The organism is Pseudomonas extremaustralis (genome assembly GCF_900102035.1).
Taxonomy (GTDB): Bacteria; Pseudomonadota; Gammaproteobacteria; order Pseudomonadales; family Pseudomonadaceae; genus Aquipseudomonas; species Aquipseudomonas extremaustralis.
On record NZ_LT629689.1, the window covers coordinates 2,894,775 to 2,912,675 of the forward strand.

Genomic DNA, 17,901 nt, shown 5'->3' on the forward strand with positions numbered 1-17,901 from the left:
TCCTAGATGGCGGTCGCGCCGCCGTCCACCGTCAACGCATGGCCGGTGGTAAACGCAGCTCCGTCGCTGCACAGATACAGTACCGCGCTGGCAATTTCCTCGACCTTGCCAATGCGCCCGACCGGATGCATGGCCGCAGCGAATTCGGCTTTACGTGGGTCGGCTTCATAGGCACGCCGGAACATATCGGTATCGATCACTGCCGGACACACGGCGTTGACGCGGATTTTCTTCTTCGCATACTCGATGGCCGCCGACTTGGTCAGACCGATCACCGCATGTTTGGAGGCGGCGTAAATGCTCATTTTCGGCGCCGCACCCAACCCCGCCACCGAGGCGGTATTGACGATGGCCCCGCCGCCCTGGGCCAGCAGCAACGGCAACTGGTGCTTCATGCACAGCCACACGCCCTTGACGTTGACCCCCATGATGGCGTCGAACTCATCCAGGGTGCCGTCAGCCAGCTTGCCCTTCTCGATCTCGATCCCGGCGTTATTGAACGCATAGTCCAGGCGGCCATAAGCGTCGACGGTGCGCGCCATCAATTGCTGCACATCCGCCTCCAGGGTGACATTGCAGCGCACGAACAGTGCTTCGCCGCCGGCCTGCCGGATCAATGCAACCGTGCCCTCACCGCCGGCCACATCAAGGTCGGCGACGACGACCTTCAAACCTTCGGCGGCGAATGCCAGCGCAGTCGCGCGGCCAATACCGGCAGCGGCACCAGTGACCAGGGCGACCTGGCCGGAAAACGTCATGCTCATGAAGAATGTCCTGTGGGAGAAATAGCCGTGGGTCGAGTCTAGTCAACGGGCTGGCGCACACGTCAGCACTATCAGAAGGCCAGTTGGCCCTGCATGAATCGCAGTGATAAGGCTGCCCGGATCACTATCAACGACATCTATCGACGAGCATTCGTCCCCCCGGTGGGCCTTGCTCTCGAATCGTTCAGGGTCTATCACTTCAGGTTCATTTCCATAAGAGTCCCTGCCATGACCGCCCAGACCAATCGCCAATTCCTGCTCGCCAAGCGCCCGGTCGGCGCGGCTACCCGGGAAACCTTCACCTATCAGGAAGTGCCCGTGGGCACACCCCAGGACGGGCAGGTGCTGGTGCGCAATGAGTACCTGTCCCTCGACCCGGCCATGCGTGGCTGGATGAACGAAGGCAAATCCTACATTCCGCCTGTGGGTATAGGCGAAGTGATGCGTGCTTTAGGTGTAGGAAAAGTGATTGCGTCGAACAATCCGAATTTTGCCGTCGGCGACTATGTAAACGGTGCCTTGGGCGTGCAGGATTATTTCCTGGGCGAGCCGCGCGGCTTCTACAAGGTCGACCCGAAACTGGCGCCCCTGCCCCGCTACCTGTCGGCGCTGGGCATGACCGGCATGACCGCCTATTTCGCCCTGCTGGAAACCGGTGCGCCCAAGGCCGGCGAAACCGTAGTGATCTCCGGCGCAGCCGGCGCCGTGGGCAGCATTGCCGGGCAGATTGCCAAGCTCAAGGGCTGCCGCGTGGTTGGCATTGCCGGCGGTGCCGACAAGTGCACGTTCCTGGTGGACGAACTGGGCTTCGACGCCGCCATCGACTACAAAAACGAAGACCTGCCCGCCGCACTCAAGCGCGAGTGCCCCAAAGGCGTGGATGTGTACTTCGACAACGTCGGCGGTGACATTCTCGATGCGGTCCTCAGCCGCCTGGCAATGAAAGCCCGGGTCGTGATTTGCGGGGCCATCAGCCAATACAACAACAAGGAAGCCGTGAAAGGCCCGGCGAATTATTTGTCGCTGCTGGTCAACCGCGCGCGCATGGAAGGCTTTGTGGTGATGGACCACGCCGCCCACTTTGCCGCCGCCGGACAGGAAATGGCCGGCTGGATGGCGCAGGGCAAGCTCAAGAGCAAGGAAGATATCGTCGAAGGGCTGGAGACGTTCCCGGAAACGTTGATGAAGCTATTCAACGGCGAGAACTTCGGGAAGCTGGTGCTCAAGGTCAACTGACACGGCACAGCTATGAATGTGGGAGCAAACCCCCTCCCACAATTTTTGCCGTGTGCGCTTCAGGTTTCAGGCGATCTCAGCGACCACCGCTGCCAACGCCTTGGCCGGGTCCGCCGCCTGGCTGATCGGGCGGCCGATCACCAGGTAGTCCGAACCCGCATCCAGTGCCTGGCGCGGGGTCAGGATGCGGCGCTGGTCATCCTGGGCGCTGCCGGCCGGGCGAATACCCGGCGTCACCAATTGCAGCGACGGGTGCGCGGCCTTCAAGGCGTGGGCTTCCAGCGCCGAGCACACCAGGCCATCGAGACCGGCTTTCTGTGCCAGGGCGGCCAGACGCAACACCTGCTCCTGCGGCTCGATGTCCAGGCCGATAGCGGCCAGGTCCTCGCGCTCCATGCTGGTCAGCACGGTCACACCGATCAACAGAGGTTTGGGGCCGCTACGCTGTTCCAACACTTCACGGCAGGCCGTCATCATGCGCAGGCCGCCAGAGCAGTGCACGTTGACCATCCACACGCCCATTTCGGCGGCGGCCTTGACCGCCATGGCGGTGGTGTTGGGAATGTCGTGGAATTTCAGGTCGAGGAACACTTCGAAGCCTTTGTCACGCAGGGTGCCGACGATGTCCGCGGCGCAACTGGTGAACAGTTCCTTACCGACCTTGACCCTGCACAGCTTGGGGTCCAACTGGTCAGCCAGCTTCAGTGCGGCGTCACGGGTGGGGTAATCCAGGGCGACGATGATAGGAGTCTGGCAGACGGACATTGGAATGGGCTCTCAGGCAAGTCGAAATCGGCGCGGATTGTAGCGCAAGCGACACCGTTGCGGGATCCGGTGATCGGTAAATACTGACCAAGCGCTATCCGGCGGACATTTCGGTCTATTGTTTCAAAGCGGATACATTCACGACACGCCCACAACACGCCGCACGATTAGCCTCGCCCGCACGACCCCGACCAGCACTTCCAGCCATGGGGCTGGGCGCCTATGCTGACCGCAACAACCAGGCAGATGATCGCACTATGCATACCCCACCCGTCCCTGTGAAAGACGAGCAAAAAGCCGCGGTGATCGCCGATGACAAGCGCTGGAATACCCGCGCGCTGATCGTTGACGACGACGTACCGATCCGCGAACTGTTGATCGATTACCTGGCCCGCTTCAATATTCTCGCCACCGGCGTGACCGACGGCACCGCCATGCGCCTGGCCATGCAAGCCGAAACCTTCGATGTGGTCGTGCTCGACCTAATGCTGCCGGGCGAAGACGGCTTGTCGCTGTGCCGTTGGCTGCGCGGCGAATCGGACATCCCGATCCTGATGCTCACCGCTCGCTGCGAACCCACGGACCGCATCATCGGCCTGGAACTGGGCGCCGACGACTATATGTCCAAGCCTTTCGAGCCCCGTGAGCTGGTGGCGCGCATCCAGACCATCCTGCGCCGCGTGCGTGACGATCGCACTGAACAGCGCGCCAATATCCGCTTCGACAACTGGCGACTCAACAGCGTGCTGCGCCAACTGGTGGCCGACGATGGCCTGGTGGTGCCACTGTCCAATGCTGAATTCCGCCTGTTGTGGGTGTTTATCGAACGTCCGCGCCGCGTGCTGAGCCGCGAACAATTGCTGGATGCCGCCCGGGGCCGCTCCATCGAAGCCTTTGATCGCAGCATCGACTTGCTGGTCTCGCGCCTGCGCCAAAAACTGGGGGATGACCCAAAGGCACCGCAGTTGATCAAGACTGTGCGTGGCGAAGGCTACCTGTTCGACGCCCGGGATATCGGCTGATGCGTGCCCCCTTCAACACACTGTTCGGTCGGCTGTTCGGCGTGTTGCTGGTGGCAATTGTGCTCGCCCATGGACTGGCATATTTCTGGTTTCACCATTACGGCCAACCGCCCCCACCGCCGCCACCGCGCCCTGAACAGTTTATCGAACCGCCCGATGGAGCAAGGCCGCCGCCGCCACGCGAGAACAGCGACCGTCCCTGGTTCGGCGGTCCCGTGGTGCCCCTGACCTTTCAATTTTTCTCGCTGATCATCGCGGCCTGGTACGGTGCCAAACTGCTGAGCCGCCCGATCCAGCGCCTGAGCGAAGCAGCCGAACGTTTGAGCCTGGACCTGGACAGCCCCCCACTCGACGAATCCGGGCCTCGGGAAGCGCGGCAGGCGGCATTGACCTTCAATCTGATGCAAAAACGTATCCGCGAGCAGGTCAGCCAGCGCGCGCGCATGCTGGGGGCGGTCTCCCATGACCTGCGCACCCCGCTGTCACGCCTCAAGCTGCGCCTGGAACAGATCGAGGACACGCGGTTGCAAGGCCAGATGCGCCAGGACCTGAACGACATGATCGGCATGCTCGACGCCACCCTGAGCTACCTGCACGAACAGCGCACCAGCGAAACCCGGCAGTGGCTGGATGTGCAGGCGTTGGTGGAGTCCATGAGTGAAAACGCCCAGGATCAGGGCAGCGATGTGCAGTTCGCCGGCACCTGCGCGCCCTTGCAAGTGCAGCCGATGGCACTGCGTTCGTGCCTCAACAACCTGATCGATAATGCATTGCGCTACGCCGGCAGCGCGCGCCTGGAGCTGGACGACAGCCGCGAGGCCCTGGTTATCCGGGTGATCGACCATGGTCCGGGGATTGCCACGGATAAACGCGAGACGGTGTTCGAGCCGTTCTATCGGCTGGAAGGCTCGCGCAACCGCAACTCCGGCGGCGTTGGCCTGGGCATGACCATTGCCAAGGACGCGGTTGAGCGCCTCGGCGGCCGCCTGACCCTGGAAGAGACCCCGGGCGGAGGCTTGACCGCCGTGATGTGGCTGCCAAGGGCTTAGAGGGGCTTGTCTTCGTGACGCCCCTGGGCCTGAGTCGCGCTCCAATCCATCAGCAGACTGTACGCGACCGCCAGCAACGTTGGACCGATAAACAGGCCGATAAAGCCAAAGGCGATCAACCCACCGAACACGCCCAGCAATACGATCACCAGCGGCAGGTTGCCACCGCGACTGATCAGGTAAGGCTTGAGCACGTTGTCCACGCCGCTGATGACGAACGTGCCCCATACGCCGAGGAACACCGCGTAGGTGTAATCGCCCTTCCACGCCAGCCAGGCCGTGGCCGGGATCCACACCAGCGGCGGGCCCATGGGGATCAGGCTCAGCAGGAAAGTCACGATCCCCAGCACCAGCGCGCCCGGCACACCAGCGATCAGGAAGCCGATCAGCGCCAGCACAGCCTGGGCAGCGGCTGTGCCGATCACCCCATTGACCACCCGTTGCACGGTACCGGCCACCAGTTCGATGTAGTAACCCGCACGTTCGCCGATCAAGCGCTCCAGCAAGCGGTGCACGAACATGGCCAGACGCGGCCCGTCGCGGTAGAAAAAGAACACGAACACCAGGCTCAGGGTCAACTCGAGAATACCGCCACCGATCTGCGCGCTGCGTGCCAGCAGCCAGTTACCGACCTGCCCCAGATACGGCTTGAGGCTGACCATCAACGCCGCGCCCTGCTGATCGATGCTGTTCCACATCGCCACCAGGCGCTCGCCGACAAACGGGATCGCACCCAGCCAGCTCGGCGCCTCAGGCAAGCCGTCGACCTGTATGTCCTTGATCAACGCCACGGCATCGCGCACATGGTCAGCCAGGTTGAACCCCAGCCACACCAACGGCACCGCCACCAGCAGCATCCAACCCAGGGTCAGGATTCCGGCAGCCAGGGATTCCCGACCGCCCAGCCAGCGCGTGAGCAGCACCATCAACGGCCAACTGGCAAAGGCCAGCACCGCGCCCCAGAACAGCGCCGACCAGAACGGCGCCATCACCCAGAAGCTGGCCCCGAACAGCACCAACAGCAGGATTTGCACCAGCAGGCGATCGTTATTGAGCATGGAGTATCTCTAGAAGAAGGCTGTAAGAAGAGAGCTTAGGCGAACGGCACGGGTCCGTTCGCCCGGTGGCGTTCAGCGTATCAGATGCACATGCAAGCCTTTGGTTTCAGCGCTGCCGGTTTCCATGCGCGCGCCACGCACGCCCTTTTCGATCAGGGCCTGGCGCCAGGCTTCGGCATTCGGCCCGGTCAAGCTGACGCGCAACGTGGTATCGAGGTTCAACCCACGGGAAATCAGGGTCAGCCAGGTTTCATCCGGCTCGGCACCGAGCGCGGGGAAGTCCAGCTCGCCGGTGCTTTTCAGTTCGCGCAACAACGTCGCCGAGGTAGGCAACAGCCCACCCAGCGGCGCGCTGGCATCCAGTTGCTCGACGTGCAGGTAGGCGCGGCGGTTACCCCGCGTAATACCGTAAAGCGCAATCAGGGAGTTTGCCTGCGGCTCGGCCAGGCGCAGCAACAGGTATTCCTGCTGGCTGTCGGCCCCCACCAGCTTGGCATTGCCGAAAATCTCGTTGGCCCACAGGCTGCTCTCACCGCAATCGCGGGCCTTGCACCAGAACAACAATTGCGCGCCCTTTTGCTGCAAGGCTTCACGGGTGGCGGTAAAGGCGTCGCTGGAGGTGTGTTCGGCGGGCAGTTCGTAGGTGATGGCTGTGGCTTGGCCGCGTGCGATGGCCTGGTCTTCGTAACGCAGTTGGCCACTGATCTTGCGGATCGCCCCCATCGGGTAAATGCGCTCTTTTTCTTCGGCGGGACGGTAGTCGACGATTTGTGAGTCGATCTGGCGGGCTACTGCGGGCAAGTCCTGGCTGCCCGGCACATCGGCGGCGAATACCAATGGGCTGAATGCACACAGCCCCAGGAAACGGATACATCCTTTACGCAGGCTCATCGGATCGTTGAGCCCTGGCCATCGGAGGTCGCTGCTGTTTTCAGATCAGTGTCGAGATAGTGCATGGTTGACTCCCTTTCGATCCGCCCAGCCTCGGCAGTTGACCGCGCCAAGTCAAGGCATGGAGAAGAACCGATTGAAACAGCCTGCAACAAGGATCGCGCCAGACTCGTCATTCAAGTGCAAATGATGGCCACCTGGCAGGGTTGTCACGGTAAAGGGTAGCTGGGAAAGCAATTCGGGATGTTTCGCCAGCATGCCGTCAGCGGCGACCACCAACTGTGCAGGGCACCCTACGCGGCGCACGAATGCCATGGCTTGTTCGTCAGTCAGACGCACCGGCGAGGCCAGGGTCAAACGGCTATCCGTACGCCAGGTGTAGCCCCCCGGCACCGGCATCAAACCACGCTGGGCCAGCAGTTCGGCGGCTTCGCGACTGACGGCCACCAGGCCTTTCATCCGCACTTCAACCGCGCGTTCAAGGGTGTCGTAGACCGGCTTGCGCTTGTCCCGCAGGTCCAGTTGCGCCTGCAACGCCATGCCCAGTCGCTCGGCAGCGTTCTCGCCACTGGCGGTGGGAGGGATCACGCCGTCGATCAACGCCAGGTGCGTCACGCGCTCCGGCAAGGCACCGGCCAGCACCAGGGATACGATGGCGCCAAGGGAATGGCCAAGTAATGCAAAACGTTTCCAACCCAGTTGCTCGGCCACTTGCAGCACGTCTGAGACGTAATCCCACAAGGCATACCCCGCACCTGCGGGACGATGCGCCGAATGCCCATGCCCCGCCATATCCAGGGCCACGATGCGCAAGCCCACAAGCTTCGGCGCCAGGCGCGCAAAGCTGTTGGCATTGTCCAGCCAGCCATGCAGGGCGATCACCGGTAAACCGTCCTCGGGACCATACAGGTGGGCCGCCAACTCGATATGCGGCAGGCTCAGGCGAACCTCTTCGACGGATGTGCTCATGCGCAACTGCGCTCCCGGGCTTGCCAGCGGGAGAACAGATCCTTGATCAAGGTGGCGGTGTCCTGCGGGCGCTCAAGGGGGAACATGTGACCACCGGGCATGGTGAGCATTTCGCCCATGGGCAGGCGCCCGACGCCGGTGACGTGGTGACGCATCACCACCCGGCTTTGCCGACCGCGCACCACCGCCAGTGGCACTTTCAATTGACGCACCTGGCCTGGACTGGTGTGGGGCACGCCACGGTAGATACTGATTTCGGTGGCCGGGTCGAAGCGCAAGCGCAGGCGATCGCCCACTTGCTGAAGGCCATGTTGCAGGTAGGCATCGAAGCATTCCGGGTCGAAGCCGCGAAACAGGGTCTTGCCGGCAAAGTAGCTGCGGGCGGCATCCAGGTCGCTGAACTCCTCACGCCGGCCCAGGGTGCGACCGGCCGGAGTCAGGCGGTCGATGAAACCGAAGCGCTTGGCAGCGCGGATCACCCAGCGGTCGGCGCGGGTCAGTACCGGCGAATCCAGCATCACCACGCCGCGATACAGGTGCGGACAACGCATGGCCGCATGCAAATGCAACACGCCACCCAGGGAGTGGCCCACGCCCCATACCGGTTCGGGTTGCAACTCCAGATGGTGGATCAGTTCGTCCACCAGGTTCTGCCAGTTATCGTCCACCGGAAACCTGGGGTCGTGACCGTGCTGGGGCAGGTGCGCCACCGTATATTCCGGGGCCAGGGCGGCAAACAGCTTGCCGTAGGTAGCCGAAGGGAACCCATTGGCGTGGGCAAAAAACACGTGCTGCGACATACCGGCCCCACCTTCAAAAACAGAAATCGATTGTCACCATGCCCGGGCAGCTCAGCAATGACTGTAACTGCCAGGAATGATGACACTCACGCCACGCCTATCGCGCCGGCGGGTTCTCGCCCAAGGGCACCACGGCCATGGTCAGGCGCGAGACACAACTGGCCTTACCGTCATCGTTGCTCAAGCGAATGTCCCACACCTGGGTGGTGCGACCGATATGGATCGCCTTGGCCACTGCCGTTACCCGCCCGCTGCGCACCCCACGCAGGTGGTTGGCGTTGACCTCCAGGCCCACGCAATAGAACTTGCTGGCGTCGACGCACAGGTAAGCGGCCATGGATCCGACAGTCTCGGCCAACACCACCGACGCACCACCGTGCAGCAGGCCAAAGGGCTGATGGGTGCGCTGATCGACCGCCATGCTGGCGGTCAACGAGTCGTCGTCGAAGCTTTCAAAGCGGATATCCAGCAGCTCGCCGATGGTGTTTTTCTGGCTGGCGTTGAGTTGCTCGATGTGCGGTTGGGTACGCCACAGGCTCATAGGGTTGTCCTTTTGGGTTTTATGATGACCCTAATCCTGCCACAGAACGGCGTCCGTGCGCTCGCTCCAGGATTGGAACTGTGCACCATAAGTCGCTTCGATCACGTTGCGCTTGATCTTCAAGGTCGGGGTCAGAAAACCGTTTTCCACCGCCCAACTGTCCTTGACCACGACCAGTTGGCGCAAACGCTCATGTTTATCCAGGGCTTGGTTGACCTGTTCCAGCCAGCGTTCAAGGCTGCTGTGCAACGCTTGCCGGTCCTGGTCCACGGCCGACAGCACACACAGACCGATCGGCGCGATGAGGCCGTCGCCGACCACGCATACCTGCTCGATGCGCGCATGTTCGGCCAGGCGGTTTTCAATCGGCGCAGGGGCCACGTACTTGCCTTTACTGGTCTTGAAGATTTCCTTGAGCCGTCCGGTCAGGCGCAGGTGGCCATCGGCGTCCTGCTCGCCCTTGTCGCCGGTGCGCAGGAAGCCGTCGGCGGTGAGGGTCTCAAGGGTTTTTTCCGGGTCCTTGAAATAGCCGACCATGGTCGCACCGCTGCGTACCTGCACCTCGCCCGTGGGGTCGATACGCACTTCAACTTCCGGGCAAGGCAGGCCGATCCAACCGATTTTCTGCTGCCCTGGGCGGCAGACATGGGAGTAACCGCAGCTTTCGGTCATGCCGTATACCTCCAGTACATCCAGGCCCAGGCGCTGATACCAGCGCAACAGTGCCTCAGGCACCGGCGCCGCACCGGACAGCGCAATGCGCAAAGCGTCCAGGCCCAGGCCGGCAAGCACCTTGTGCCCCACGCGCTTGCCGATAAAGGGCAGTTGCAACAAGGTATCGAGGCGTTTCGCCGGGACCTTGGCGTAGACGCCCATCTGGAATTTGGTCCAAATCCGCGGCACACCGAACAATGCCGTCGGCCGCGCCCTGCGCAGGTCTGTCAGAAAGGTGTCTAGGCTTTGCGCGAAAAACACCGTTTGCCCGGTATAGATCGCGGCCATCTCCACAAACATCCGCTCCGCCACATGACACAGCGGCAAGTAGGACAGCAGCCGATCCTCCTCGCCCAAGCCAAACAACTCAGTGCCCCGCGTTGCCGCAAAGCCCAGGGCGCCAAAGCTGTGCATCACGCCTTTGGGCAAACCGGTGGTGCCGGAGGTATAGATGAGGGTGGCAAGGTCCGAAGCGCCGGGCAGCGGACCATCCTGGAGTGGCTGGCAGGCTTGCAGGTCGGCCCAACTGAAATCGAACGGGCCGGCCGGGCACAACGGCAGGCTGACGGTCGGCACGCCCGCCGGCACACCGGGGGCCATGGCAGGCCAATCGTCGAGTTTGCCGATAAACACCAGCGCCGCCTCGGAGTGGGTCAGCACATGGGCGACGGAATCGGCGGTGAGGTTCGGATACAGCGGCACCGACACATGCCCAGCCATCCAGATCGCCAGGTCGGCGATGATCCAGTGGGCGCAATTTTTCGAGATCAGGGCAATGTGCGAACCAGGCGGTAATGCCCTGGCGCGCAACCACTGCGCAGCGCAACGGGCCTGGTGGCCGACCTCACCCCAGGTGAGCGTCTGCACCTCGCCCGCATCAAGGGGCTGCACCAGAAAGGGTTTGCGCGGATGCCGCGCTTCACGTTCGAAGAAGACCTGCAACGGCAAACGAACAGCGACGGGCATGGGACGCGCTCCTTTGTGGTCCGACGATAGCCAACCAAGCACTTGCTCGGCTGACTATATAGCACACACAAAGCAGCGACAAAGCCTACGGATTCTTCACACTGACCAGGCTCATCAGCCCCGCCAGTGGGAACTCTCCCTCCAATTCCGCCAGGCTGGCGGTGTACATCGGTTGTGGCTGACGCTGATGACCATGCCGCAGAAAGCCGATCAAGTTGCCCACCAGCGGCTGGTGGCTGACCAACAGCACATTCTCATCGGCGTCGAGTTTCTCCAGCACCTGTTGCGGATTGCCTTCCGGCGTCAGCCACGGCACCGTGCGGATGTCCGGTTCGAAACCCAACGCCTCGCGTACCAACTGTGCGGTCTGCTGTGCCCGTACATAGGGGCTGGCGAAAATCGCGTCGATGGGCTGGCCGATCAGGTGCGCCGCGCTGCGCAACGCTTCGGCGCGGCCCTGTTCGGTGAGGTTGCGCTCGGCGTCCGTCCGCGCATGCGCTTGCGCCTCACCGTGGCGCAAAATCCACACCTTCACAGTTTTGGCTCTTCATCACGCACCGGATGTGGCGCCGGCGGCACGCTATGGGCCGCCTCGCCCTCGGGTACGCGCGGGGTGGGCCAATCGTCGAACGGCCAAGGCTTTTGCTCGGTATGGAAGCTGCCGAAACGGCCGATCTGCGCCAGGAACTGGCTGAGGCTGTCGCCGAAGTTCATCAGCCCCAGGTTCGGCGCGCCATAGATCAGGCGGTAAATCAGTTGCACCACCACCAACGCGCCGAGCAGGAACTGGGCCACTTGCCACACCAGGGCAAATACCAGCATCCACAGGATGCGCAGGGCAATGGATTCGTACTTGGGCGCTGCTTTCGGATCGTTCATGGCGCGTTCCTCAGTTGAAACCACTGGTGGAAATAAAGTCGACATCGGTTTTCGGCTCGGCACGCATCAGCAGCTCGATGACCTGGTTCAAGGTGCGCCCTTCAAACAGAATCGCATGCAGCCCGGCGACCAACGGCATATACACCCCCGTTTCCTGAGCCTTGGCCTTGAGCACCTTGAGGGTATTGACCCCTTCCGCCACTTCGCCCAGGCGCGTCACTGCTTCTTCCAGGCTCAAGCCCTGGCCCAGGGCGAACCCCACTTGGTAGTTACGGCTTTTCGGCGACGAGCAGGTGACGATCAGGTCACCCACGCCCGCAAGGCCGAGGAAGGTCATTGGATTGGCGCCCTGGCTGACCGCGAAGCGGGTCATTTCCGCCAACGCACGGGTGATCAGCATGCTCTTGGTGTTCTCGCCCATGCCCAGCGCCACCGCCATGCCGGCGATGATTGCGTAGACGTTTTTCAACGCGCCGCCCAGCTCCACGCCAAAGCGGTCGCTGCTGGCATAGACGCGGAAGGTACGACCGTGCAGCACCGCCTGGACGCGCTCGCACAACGCTTCGTCTTCACTGGCGATCACGGTGGCGGTCAGCGCGTGCTCGGCCACTTCCCGCGCCAGGTTCGGCCCGGACAGCACACCAATGCGCGCCTGAGGGGCGATCTCTTCGAGGATCTCGCTCATCAGCTTGAAGGTGTGCGCCTCGATGCCCTTGGTCAAGCTCACCAGCAGCTTGCCCGCCAGCCGTTCGGCATGGGGCGCCAGCACCGAGCGCAAGGCGCTGGAAGGCAGCGCGACGAAGCACAGGTCGCAGTCGGTCAACGTGGCCAGCAGGTCCGTCACCGGCTCGACCCCCGGATGAATCTTGATGCCTTTGAGGTAACGCGGATTTTCCCGGTGCACCCGAATGGCTTCGGCCTGCTCGGGATCACGCATCCACTGGCGCACGGCATGACCGTTCTCGGCCAGCAGATTAGCCACGGCGGTACCAAAACTTCCGCCTCCCAGGACCGCAATAGGGCGCTGTTCAGTCATATGCAATCCGTTAATCCATACCAGTGGCGATGGCGGCATTATACGGGGCGACCCGCTTGCGGCCAGCCCCCGTGTCAATTCGTACGCTTGTCGGAAAAGGCCAGACAGGTGTGACGTAATTGCAAGTTCCACGACTGGCAAAAGGCCCCACCTCAGTTAACATGGGCGGCTATCCGCAATTATCAAGGCCGTGCCGTGTATTTGGGCCCTCCTCGCCGTTCATCTGTGTTGCTATTGCTGTTGGGCATTCCGTTGGGGAGTAGCCCCGTGCTGGCTGACGATCTGTTCCTCGACAGTCAGCCGCTGCCGCAGGTATTGACCGCCACCCGGCTCAAGCAATCGGCCGCGGCCGTGCCCGGCAGCATGACCGTGATCGACAGCGAACTGATCAAGGCCAGCGGCGCCCGCGACATCAGCGAACTGCTGCGTCTGGTGCCGGGCATGATGGTCGGCTATACCACCGGCAACCAGGCGGCGGTGAACTACCACGGCACCAGCGCGAGCGATGCGCGGCGCATGCAAGTGTTGATCGATGGCCGCTCGGTATACCGCGCGGGCCTGGCCACCGTGGACTGGAGCGACATTCCGGTGGCCATGGAGGACATCGAGCGGATCGAAGTATTCCGAGGCCCCAACACCGTCAGCTACGGCGCCAATGCCTTGATGGCGGTGGTCAATATCCTCACGCGCTCGCCAGCCAACAGCCACGGTTCACGGCTGAAGGTGGTGCGCGGCGAACGCGGTATCAACGACTTTTATGCCAGCCAGGGCGAGGGCTGGGAAACCGGCGATTTGCGCCTGTCCCTGTCCGGGCAACAGGACGATGGCTTCGACAGCAATGCCGTCGGCGCCGACCGCCGTGACGGCCGGCGCCTCAACCGCTTCAGCCTGGCAGTGAGCCAGACCTTGAACACACAGCAAAGCATCGACTGGCAACTGGATGCCAAGGAAGGCACCAACCAGCGTCCATATACCTACAGGCCGGTATTTGCCGGAATTACCGAAAGCGGCAACAATTCCGACGTCACGGCCAAGGACTACGCCGGTTCCCTGCGCTGGAACTTTGATTTCAACCCCGAGCACAGCCTGTATATCCAGGGTTCGGCCCAACAGTGGGACCGTCGGCAAATCTGGAAAGCGTGCGACGCCAAGGTCTCGTTCAGCCCGGAACTCACCCAGCTATGGCAGCTCAATCCCAACTATGCCGAGTTACTGGCCCGGCACATGGACACCTACAGCCAAGGCTCGGCACCACCCGGCAGCGCCGCCGAGCAGGCCCTGGCCAATCAAGTGCTGGACCAATGGCGCAACGGTGCCAGCCAGAGCGTATGCGGCGACATCGACCAGAGCACCCGCGAAAGCCGCTACGACCTGGAGATCCAGGACACCTTGAGCCTGTCCGACAGCCTGCGCCTGGTCAGTGGCATGAACTATCGCTACGATCGCGCCGACTCCGACACCTACTTCAACGGCACCCTGGACGACACCACCTGGCGCCTGTTCGGCCAGCTTGAATGGCGCGCCAGCGAACATTGGCTGCTGCAGGGCGGCGCCATGTATGAAGATACCCACCTGAGCGGCAACTCACTGACGCCCCGGGTAGCGGTCAACTACCTGATCAACCCGCGCCATGGCCTGCGCGCGGTGTACTCCGAGGCGATCCGCTCGCCGGACATGTTCGAGAACAACGTCAACTGGAGCTACCGCGTCACCAACCTCAGCTCTCCGGCCTATGGGCAGTCGTCCGGGCAGTACTTCGTGAAGACACGTGGCCCGGGCAACCTCGACAAAGAACTGATGCGCTCGCGGGAACTGGGCTACAACGGTTTCTTTGCCGACATCGGGCTGAACCTGGACGTGAAGCTGTTCCACGATGAAATCACCGACATGATCAGCTCGCCACTGCGCAATAACCAGTACATTGCCAGCAACGCCAACAGCTCGCGGTTCACCGGCGCCGAATCCCAGTTCGACTGGCGCGTGAGCAACGCCGACCGCCTGCGGCTGACTTACGCTTATGTCGATGCCACCACCAGTAACCCACTGGACAAAGCCCAAACCGCGCGTAACAGTGGCTCGGCCGGATGGCTGCGCGAATGGGGACAAGGCTGGTCCAGCGCGCTGTTCTACTATGGCGACGACGCACTCAACCAATATCGCTTCGAACGGGTCGACCTGCGGGTGGCCAAGCGCATTGCCCTGGGCAAAGCCAATGTGGAGCTGGCCGGCATGTTGCAACAACGCCTCGATAACCAGCCCACTACATGGGCCGACAACACCTACGACCAGCGTCACGTCCTCTACTTCAGCGCGGAGTTAGAGTTCTGACATGGGCGACTCGTCACGGATGACCTTCTGCTTTATCTACTCACTCTGTCGACGCGCTGCGCTGCTGGCGTGCCTGTTGCTGGCACAACCTGCGTGGAGCGCGGACATCCTGCTGACCGCAGCCGAAGACGGGGTGGGAGTACAGACCTTTACCCGGGCCCTGGCCCAGCAACGCCCGGCAGACCGCATAACCTTCACTCCCCTCAAGGACTTGCCGCCCCCCAACCGCCTGCCCGCCAACACGCGCTTGATCCTGCTCGACCTGCCCGGCCTCGACTGGCGTCTGCAGGATGCCCAGGGCCCTCCGACCCTGGTGCTGCGCATCAGCCGGCTGCAAGCCCATCAGCGCCTGGGCAGCACGCAGCATGCACGAATCAGCCTGCTGTGGAGCGACCCGCCGCTGGAGCGTCAACTGCATCTGATTGCCGCCATCCTGCCCCAGGCGCGGCGTATCGGCGTGCTCTATGGCGCCGAGAGTGAGTTCCTGCTGCCCGAACTGCGCCAGCACGCCACAGCCCTGGGCCTGGAAATCGTGCCCCAACGCTGGGACAACACCAACGACAGCCGTCCGTTGCAGAGTCTGTTCAGAAGCAGTGACGTACTGCTCGGCCTCGACGACCCGCAACTGTATAACCCCAAAACCGCGAAGAACCTGTTGCTGAGCAGCTACTCCCAGCAATTGCCGCTGGTGGGACCGAATGCAGGATTCGTGCGGGCCGGCAGCCTGGCCAGCACCTACAGCGACCAGGCCGACTGGCTGGCCGTGCTCGACGACCTGCTGGACCACCCGCCGGCCAACTGGCCGCGCACACTCTACCCGGAACACTTCAAAGTCGTGGGCAACCCGCAAGTCGCGCGCTCACTGGGCATCGAACAGGTGGACGAAGCCGGCGTCGCCGCCCGATTGGCCGAAGGAGAAAAACGCCCATGACCTTGCGTCGTCGTTGGGACATCAATACCCGCACCCAGCTCATCACCCTGGGCCCGGCGCTGTTGCTGACCTTGCTGTTGATCAGCTTCTTCACCTTCGTGCGTATCCAGGACCTGCGCCAGGAACTGGACCACACCGGCCAACTGATCGCCAACCAACTGGCGCCCGCCACCGAATATGGGGTGATCTCCGGCAACAACGATGTGCTCGACAGCCTGCTGCGCGCCACGCTGGCCACACCCCATGTGCGCTTCCTGGAGATTCAGGACAGCAACGAGAACATTTTGGTGTATGTCGAACAGTCCACCGAGAAAAACGACCGCTCGTTGTCGGTGAAAGTGTTCCAGGCGCCGATCCGCCTGCAGCATATCCAGCTGAGCAACGACTTTTTCCAGGACAACCTCAACGAGCCCAAGGCGCCCCGCGCGGACTACTTGGGCCGGGTGATTGTCGGCATGTCCAACGACGCATTCAGCCAGCGTCAGCAGGAGATCCTGTTCAAAGCCGCGATTCTCGCGCTGTTCGCCCTGCTGTTTACCTACCTGCTCGCACGGCGCCTAGCGGCCAGCCTGTCGCAGCCGATCAGCGCCATGGGTAACGCCGTGAAAGCCATCCAGCAAGGCGATTACAAGACACCGCTACCGATCGTGGATGACTCGGAACTGGGCGACCTGTCGCGGCACATCAACAACCTTGCCGAAGGCCTTAACCAAGCCAGCCGCGAACAGCAGCAGGCCATGGCCCAACTGATCCAGACCCGTGAAGAAGCCGAGCGCGCCAACAACGCCAAGTCGGACTTCCTGGCGATGATGAGCCATGAACTGCGCACTCCGATGAACGGCGTGCTGGGTATGCTGCAGTTGCTGGAAACCACCGAGATGACCGAGGAGCAAGCCGAATATGCGGCGCTGGCCTCCGAGTCCACTGAGCACTTGCTCAAGGTCATCAACGATATCCTCGACTTCTCGCGCATCGAACGCGCCGCCCTGGAGCTGGAGCACATCCCGTTCAACCTGGCCGACCTGATCAACAGTTGCGCCCAGGTCTTTCAGCACAGCGCCCAGCAGCGAGGCCTGACGCTCACGCTGCCGATCCCACCGGGCATGGACACCCTGCGGGTGCTGGGTGATCCGACGCGTATCCGGCAGATCCTGGTGAACCTGATCGGCAATGCCCTCAAGTTCACCGAGCACGGCACGATCAGCATCGAGCCGCACTGGCAGAGCCTCGATCATGACCTGGTGTGGTTTACCTGCGCCGTGCGCGACAGTGGCATCGGCATTTCCGCCGAGCGCCTGGAACTGATGTTCGATGCGTTCCAGCAAGCCGACAGTTCCATTTCAAGACGTTACGGCGGCACCGGCCTGGGCCTGCCCATCGCCCGCACCCTGGCCGAACGCATGGGTGGCACCCTGCGCGCGCAGAGCGAAGAGAGCCGTGGTTCGGTGTTCACCCTGGAAATCCCCCTGGCCATCGACCAGCAAAACGTGCCGGCCATCGCCGCCAACGCCGAAGGCAAAGCCAGCGCGGGCAACGGTCGCCATGTGTTGCTGGTAGAGGACAACCCGGTCAACCGCACTGTGGTCGAAGCCATGCTGCGCAGCCTGGGGTTCGAAGTGAGCCTGGCCACCGACGGTGCCGAAGCGATCCGCAGCGCCGAGAGCCTGATTTTCACGGCGATCCTGATGGATTGCCGGCTGCCGCTGATCGATGGCTACGAAGCCACCCGGCAGATTCGCCAGTTGCCGGGCTGCGCCGACCTGCCAATCATCGCGTTGACCGCCAACGCCTTGCAGGGCGACCGAGAAGCCTGTCTCACAGCGGGAATGAACGATTACCTGGCCAAGCCGTTCAAACGCACGGATTTGCAGCAAATCCTGCAGCGCTGGGTGCAATAGCGCCGCGCCATCAGCCAACTCCGACTGGCGTGAAAGACGAAAGTGCGGCAGTCT

17 protein-coding genes are annotated in these 17,901 nt (G+C 62.5%); 6 read left to right on the forward strand and 11 right to left on the reverse strand.

Translation table 11 applies throughout. The features are described from left to right. Positions 1-2: 2 nt before the first annotated feature. Positions 3-764 carry an SDR family oxidoreductase gene (locus BLR63_RS13200; protein WP_010564964.1) on the reverse strand — a complete coding sequence of 254 codons (762 nt, stop codon included), beginning with the start codon at positions 762-764 and terminating at the stop codon, positions 3-5. Positions 765-992: 228 nt separating this feature from the next. On the opposite strand from BLR63_RS13200, the gene BLR63_RS13205 reads away from it, so the two are divergent. Beyond that, the gene (locus BLR63_RS13205; protein WP_010564965.1) at positions 993-2,000 is read left to right on the forward strand and encodes an NADP-dependent oxidoreductase; all 1,008 of its coding nucleotides are present in this window, start codon (positions 993-995) and stop codon (positions 1,998-2,000) included. A 66-nt stretch (positions 2,001-2,066) separates the two neighbouring features. Here the strand turns inward: BLR63_RS13205 and pyrF are convergent, their stop codons facing one another. After that, positions 2,067-2,765 carry an orotidine-5'-phosphate decarboxylase gene (gene pyrF / locus BLR63_RS13210; protein ID WP_010564966.1) on the reverse strand — a complete coding sequence of 233 codons (699 nt, stop codon included), beginning with the start codon at positions 2,763-2,765 and terminating at the stop codon, positions 2,067-2,069. Between the two features lie 257 nt (positions 2,766-3,022). Here pyrF and BLR63_RS13215 point away from each other — a divergent pair, with 257 nt between their 5' ends. Continuing rightward, positions 3,023-3,787, forward strand: coding sequence for a response regulator (locus BLR63_RS13215; protein WP_042946844.1), 765 nt, complete (start codon positions 3,023-3,025; stop codon positions 3,785-3,787). Continuing rightward, complete coding sequence (locus BLR63_RS13220; protein WP_010564968.1) at positions 3,787-4,836, forward strand: sensor histidine kinase; 1,050 nt, start codon at positions 3,787-3,789, stop codon at positions 4,834-4,836. Before BLR63_RS13215 ends, BLR63_RS13220 begins: the two co-directional genes overlap by 1 nt. Here the strand turns inward: BLR63_RS13220 and BLR63_RS13225 are convergent. From BLR63_RS13225 to BLR63_RS13265, 9 genes are all read right to left on the reverse strand, one after another. Then, positions 4,833-5,894 (reverse strand): AI-2E family transporter, encoded by a 1,062-nt coding sequence (locus BLR63_RS13225; RefSeq protein ID WP_010564969.1) that lies wholly within the window; start codon positions 5,892-5,894, stop codon positions 4,833-4,835. The two genes, BLR63_RS13220 and BLR63_RS13225, sit on opposite strands and share 4 nt — an antisense overlap. 72 nt (positions 5,895-5,966) lie before the next feature. Next, positions 5,967-6,785, reverse strand: coding sequence for a DUF4892 domain-containing protein (locus BLR63_RS13230; protein WP_010564970.1), 819 nt, complete (start codon positions 6,783-6,785; stop codon positions 5,967-5,969). A 114-nt stretch (positions 6,786-6,899) separates the two neighbouring features. After that, positions 6,900-7,754 (reverse strand): alpha/beta fold hydrolase, encoded by an 855-nt coding sequence (locus BLR63_RS13235; RefSeq protein WP_010564971.1) that lies wholly within the window; start codon positions 7,752-7,754, stop codon positions 6,900-6,902. After that, a complete protein-coding gene (locus tag BLR63_RS13240; RefSeq protein ID WP_010564972.1) occupies positions 7,751-8,554 on the reverse strand; it encodes an alpha/beta fold hydrolase in 804 nt (267 codons plus the stop codon). Before BLR63_RS13240 ends, BLR63_RS13235 begins: the two co-directional genes overlap by 4 nt. Before the next feature lie 97 nt (positions 8,555-8,651). Beyond that, a complete protein-coding gene (locus BLR63_RS13245; protein ID WP_010564973.1) occupies positions 8,652-9,095 on the reverse strand; it encodes a hotdog fold thioesterase in 444 nt (147 codons plus the stop codon). A gap of 30 nt (positions 9,096-9,125) precedes the next feature. Further along, positions 9,126-10,775 (reverse strand): AMP-binding protein, encoded by a 1,650-nt coding sequence (locus BLR63_RS13250; protein ID WP_010564974.1) that lies wholly within the window; start codon positions 10,773-10,775, stop codon positions 9,126-9,128. An 85-nt stretch (positions 10,776-10,860) separates the two neighbouring features. After that, positions 10,861-11,310, reverse strand: coding sequence for a phosphohistidine phosphatase SixA (sixA, locus tag BLR63_RS13255; RefSeq protein WP_010564975.1), 450 nt, complete (start codon positions 11,308-11,310; stop codon positions 10,861-10,863). Beyond that, positions 11,307-11,654, reverse strand: a complete 348-nt coding sequence (locus tag BLR63_RS13260) for a DUF4389 domain-containing protein (RefSeq protein ID WP_010564976.1) — start codon at positions 11,652-11,654, stop codon at positions 11,307-11,309. Before BLR63_RS13260 ends, sixA begins: the two co-directional genes overlap by 4 nt. A gap of 10 nt (positions 11,655-11,664) precedes the next feature. Continuing rightward, positions 11,665-12,690 carry an NAD(P)H-dependent glycerol-3-phosphate dehydrogenase gene (locus BLR63_RS13265; protein ID WP_010564977.1) on the reverse strand — a complete coding sequence of 342 codons (1,026 nt, stop codon included), beginning with the start codon at positions 12,688-12,690 and terminating at the stop codon, positions 11,665-11,667. Positions 12,691-12,885: 195 nt separating this feature from the next. Between BLR63_RS13265 and BLR63_RS13270 the strand changes: the two genes are divergently transcribed. Genes BLR63_RS13270 through BLR63_RS13280 form a run of 3 tightly spaced genes read left to right on the forward strand, consistent with a single transcriptional unit; the run spans position 12,886 to position 17,847 of the window. Then, the gene (locus tag BLR63_RS13270) at positions 12,886-15,018 is read left to right on the forward strand and encodes a TonB-dependent receptor plug domain-containing protein (protein ID WP_078833184.1); all 2,133 of its coding nucleotides are present in this window, start codon (positions 12,886-12,888) and stop codon (positions 15,016-15,018) included. A gap of 1 nt (position 15,019) precedes the next feature. After that, the gene (locus tag BLR63_RS13275) at positions 15,020-15,949 is read left to right on the forward strand and encodes an ABC transporter substrate-binding protein (RefSeq protein ID WP_010564979.1); all 930 of its coding nucleotides are present in this window, start codon (positions 15,020-15,022) and stop codon (positions 15,947-15,949) included. Beyond that, complete coding sequence (locus tag BLR63_RS13280; protein WP_010564980.1) at positions 15,946-17,847, forward strand: ATP-binding protein; 1,902 nt, start codon at positions 15,946-15,948, stop codon at positions 17,845-17,847. Before BLR63_RS13275 ends, BLR63_RS13280 begins: the two co-directional genes overlap by 4 nt. Positions 17,848-17,901 lie beyond the last annotated feature (54 nt).

Excerpts from the sequence above, each read along its gene's own strand:
- BLR63_RS13200 (WP_010564964.1), bottom strand. The coding sequence starts at position 764 with ATGAGCATGACGTTTTCCGGCCAGGTCGCCCTGGTCACTGGTGCCGCT.
- BLR63_RS13205 (WP_010564965.1), top strand. The coding sequence starts at position 993 with ATGACCGCCCAGACCAATCGCCAATTCCTGCTCGCCAAGCGCCCGGTC.
- pyrF (WP_010564966.1), bottom strand. The coding sequence starts at position 2,765 with ATGTCCGTCTGCCAGACTCCTATCATCGTCGCCCTGGATTACCCCACC.
- BLR63_RS13215 (WP_042946844.1), top strand. The coding sequence starts at position 3,023 with ATGCATACCCCACCCGTCCCTGTGAAAGACGAGCAAAAAGCCGCGGTG.
- BLR63_RS13220 (WP_010564968.1), top strand. The coding sequence starts at position 3,787 with ATGCGTGCCCCCTTCAACACACTGTTCGGTCGGCTGTTCGGCGTGTTG.
- BLR63_RS13225 (WP_010564969.1), bottom strand. The coding sequence starts at position 5,894 with ATGCTCAATAACGATCGCCTGCTGGTGCAAATCCTGCTGTTGGTGCTG.
- BLR63_RS13230 (WP_010564970.1), bottom strand. The coding sequence starts at position 6,785 with ATGAGCCTGCGTAAAGGATGTATCCGTTTCCTGGGGCTGTGTGCATTC.
- BLR63_RS13235 (WP_010564971.1), bottom strand. The coding sequence starts at position 7,754 with ATGAGCACATCCGTCGAAGAGGTTCGCCTGAGCCTGCCGCATATCGAG.
- BLR63_RS13240 (WP_010564972.1), bottom strand. The coding sequence starts at position 8,554 with ATGTCGCAGCACGTGTTTTTTGCCCACGCCAATGGGTTCCCTTCGGCT.
- BLR63_RS13245 (WP_010564973.1), bottom strand. The coding sequence starts at position 9,095 with ATGAGCCTGTGGCGTACCCAACCGCACATCGAGCAACTCAACGCCAGC.
- BLR63_RS13250 (WP_010564974.1), bottom strand. The coding sequence starts at position 10,775 with ATGCCCGTCGCTGTTCGTTTGCCGTTGCAGGTCTTCTTCGAACGTGAA.
- BLR63_RS13260 (WP_010564976.1), bottom strand. The coding sequence starts at position 11,654 with ATGAACGATCCGAAAGCAGCGCCCAAGTACGAATCCATTGCCCTGCGC.
- BLR63_RS13265 (WP_010564977.1), bottom strand. The coding sequence starts at position 12,690 with ATGACTGAACAGCGCCCTATTGCGGTCCTGGGAGGCGGAAGTTTTGGT.
- BLR63_RS13275 (WP_010564979.1), top strand. The coding sequence starts at position 15,020 with ATGGGCGACTCGTCACGGATGACCTTCTGCTTTATCTACTCACTCTGT.
- BLR63_RS13280 (WP_010564980.1), top strand. The coding sequence starts at position 15,946 with ATGACCTTGCGTCGTCGTTGGGACATCAATACCCGCACCCAGCTCATC.